The organism is Prosthecobacter sp. (assembly GCF_046154365.1).
Lineage (GTDB): Bacteria > Verrucomicrobiota > Verrucomicrobiia > Verrucomicrobiales > Verrucomicrobiaceae > Prosthecobacter.
The window spans coordinates 1-3023 of record NZ_JBJXFV010000174.1; the positions used below are offsets into that span (position 1 = coordinate 1).

Annotated in this window: 3 protein-coding genes; 1 reads left to right on the forward strand and 2 read right to left on the reverse strand. The window is 58.2% G+C overall.

Translation table 11 applies throughout. From position 1 onward, the window contains the following. Positions 1-842 (forward strand): class I SAM-dependent DNA methyltransferase (locus tag ACKVY0_RS22420; RefSeq protein WP_409217085.1); only part of this gene is annotated, 842 nt, incomplete at its 5' end. A gap of 65 nt (positions 843-907) precedes the next feature. Here the strand turns inward: ACKVY0_RS22420 and ACKVY0_RS22425 are convergent. Beyond that, positions 908-1888, reverse strand: a complete 981-nt coding sequence (locus tag ACKVY0_RS22425) for an ornithine cyclodeaminase family protein (RefSeq protein ID WP_409217086.1) — start codon at positions 1886-1888, stop codon at positions 908-910. Next, positions 1864-3021: a pyridoxal phosphate-dependent aminotransferase gene (locus ACKVY0_RS22430; protein WP_409217087.1), complete on the reverse strand. Its 1158-nt coding sequence runs from the start codon at positions 3019-3021 to the stop codon at positions 1864-1866. The genes ACKVY0_RS22425 and ACKVY0_RS22430 overlap by 25 nt, the downstream gene beginning before the upstream one ends. Between the last annotated feature and the right edge of the window lie 2 nt (positions 3022-3023).

A 3023-nucleotide genomic window follows, 5' to 3' on the forward strand; every position in this document is an offset into this window, starting at 1 on the left:
ACATGCCCGTCGTCACCAAGGACGCGCTGGCCGGGAAACATGGCGAATACGAGATGGTGCTGGCCAATCCGCCTTTCGGCAAGAAGAGCAGCGTCACCATCGTCAACGATGCGGGCGAGTCGTCCAAGGAGTCGCTCATCATCAACCGCGATGATTTCTGGGCGAGCACCAGCAACAAGCAACTCAATTTCCTCCAGCACATCTTCACGATCCTCAAGCAGCATGGCCGCGCAGCGGTGGTGTTGCCGGACAACGTGTTGTTTGAAGGGGGCGGCGGTGAAACTATCCGGCGCGAATTGCTCAAGCAGGCCGACGTGCACACGCTGCTGCGCCTGCCCACCGGCATCTTCTACGCGCAAGGCGTGAAGGCCAACGTCCTGTTCTTCGACCGCAAGCCCGCCCAGGAAAAACCGTGGACGCAGAAGCTCTGGATCTACGACCTGCGCACCAACCTGCACTTCACGCTGAAAGAAAACCCTCTGAAGCGCAGTGACCTGGATGATTTTGTGGGATGTTACTTTGGCAGGCCAGCATCAACAGCGCACTCTGAATCCATGCTTGGCGGAGTGGAACAGGTTCAAGCAGGAGGCGCGCACGGAGTGCCGCGCCCTACCTTGTCATCGCGCCACAATCGGGTTGAGACCGAGCGGTTCAAATCCTTCACCTACGACGAGCTGATGAAGCGGGACAAGGTGAATCTCGACATCTTCTGGTTGAAAGACGAAGCTCTGGAAGAAAGCGCCAACCTCCCCGCTCCCGAGATCATCGCCGCTGACATCGCCGCGGATCTCGAAGCCGCTCTGGAACAGTTCGCAACGATTGCCGAGGACTTAAAGCGGTAGATTCTCCCTATCAGCTCTTCCAATGTTCCAACGGCTTTTTCGACCCGACCTTTTTAAAAGGAAACTCAGCAGAAGGCCACGCGCAGGCCCAGGCCTTTGGCGACGGCTTGATCGTAGATGCTTCGAGCAACGGTGGTATCCTGAACGCCAATGCCGATGCCGTCGAACAGCGTGATCTGATCCTCGCTGCTTCGCCCGGCAATCTGCCCGATGATCGCCTGTCCCAAGCTGCCGGCAAAACAATCGCGGCCCAGAATACCCTTTTCCACCGCTTGACTCACCTCACCGCGTTCCAGGCAGTGCTCGACTTTGTCGGCAAAGAGGCGGCAGCGGGGCATCAGTTCCATTTCACATTCAATCTTGCTGTGCAGGTCGGCTCCCATGCAGGAGAGATGGGTGCCGGGACGCACCCAGGCGCTGCGGACGATGGGCTCGGTGCTGTTCGTGGCGGTACAAATCACATCGGCCTGGCGGCACGCCTGCTCCACATCGACAACCTGAATGGGCACGGACAGTTCGCTGGCCAGCTCTGCTGCCACCCGTTCGGCTTGCTCCCGTCGCACATCGAAAAGGACAATCTGTTTGAACGGCCGCACGCGGCTGGCGGCGCGGACACATTGCCGTCCTAATTGCCCCGCTCCGATGACTGCCAGAGCCTCAGCATCCTTCCGAGCCAGAAACTTGGCCGCCACGGCGGCTGCAGCCGCTGTCCGATACATGGTGGCCAGAACCGATTCGACCACCATCAGGAGTTCGCCCGTTTCCGGATCATAGAGATTGATCGTCCCCATAGTGGTCGGGAGGCCGCGATGCACATTGGCTTTGCGCTCCTGTCCCAGCTTCATCGTGAGCATCCCGGTGGCCTTGGTATAGCCGGCCATGCAAGCCGAAATGCCGCCCGGTAGATCGATGATGTACTTGGGCGGCAACAGATCTTCTCCCTTCTCAAATTCCGCCATGCAACGCTCAATGGCGCCAATCACTTCACCAATATCCACCTGTCCGGATACTTCCTGACGCGTTAAAACGATTGTTTCTCTAACCATGGGATCACCCTTTCAAAAGCGCGTTCAATGTTTTCAAGCGAAGTGGCGTAGCTGATTCGGAGCGCATTGCGGCAAGAGTCTCCAAATGTTCCGCCGGGGATCGCGCAGACTCGAGTTTCCTTCAGCATTCGCAAAGCAAAGTCAGTCCCGTCGGTCCCGTCGGGCAAAGAAGGCATGATATAAAAAGCCCCTTCCGGGCGGTATCCGCGCAGATGAGGCGAAGCTTTGACGAGATCGACAATTCGATCCCGGCGGCGGCGGTATTCGGACACCATTTTGGTTACGCACTCCTGGTCCCCCTGGAAGGCTGCCACGCCCGCCCACTGTCCCGGCGTGTTTCCGACCGTAGTGGTGAACATGTGATAGCGGCGCAGCGTCTTGATGTTGGCCTCGCTGGAAACCAGCCATCCAATGCGCACTCCCGGCATGCTGTAGGTTTTGGAAAGACAGCTGGCCACGATGACATGATCGAGATCAGAAGCGCAATTCAAGACACTGGGCGATTCCATATCATCCAACAGGAGCCGATCGTAGACCTCGTCGCTGATGACCGTCACGCCGCGCCGTTGCGCTTCACGATAAATGAACTCCACCGTCGACCGTGGATACACGGTTCCGGTTGGATTTCCCGGAGAGTTCAGAATGATGGCACAAGTTTTGGGACCGATGGCGTCAATGACCTCTTGAGGATCGACCTGGTAACCCTGACTGGCGCGGGTGACAATCCGCCGCACGGAGGCGCCGGTCATCTGCACCAGCGGCTGAAACAGAACGAAGGAGGGCTCGATGACAATCACTTCCCGGCCGGGCGCCGCCACGCTGGTAATGGCCAGGTACATCGCTTCGCTTCCGCCGGTGGTTTCGAGGAAGTTGTCGGGGGTCAGTTTACGTCCAATCCGGAGACTGTAATACTCGGCCAGTGCCGCCAGAAACTCCGGCAAACCCGCATCCATGGTGTAGTGGGTCTTGTCCTGGTGCAGGGCCTCAACGTGCGCGTCAATGATGTGTTGCGGCGTTGGAAAATCCGGCTGTCCAATGGACAGCTGAATCACATCCTGCATCGTGGCAGCCAGGTTAAACATCATCCGAATGCCCGACAGCGGCAAAGCTTCCAGTGCCGGATTCCAGTTAATCG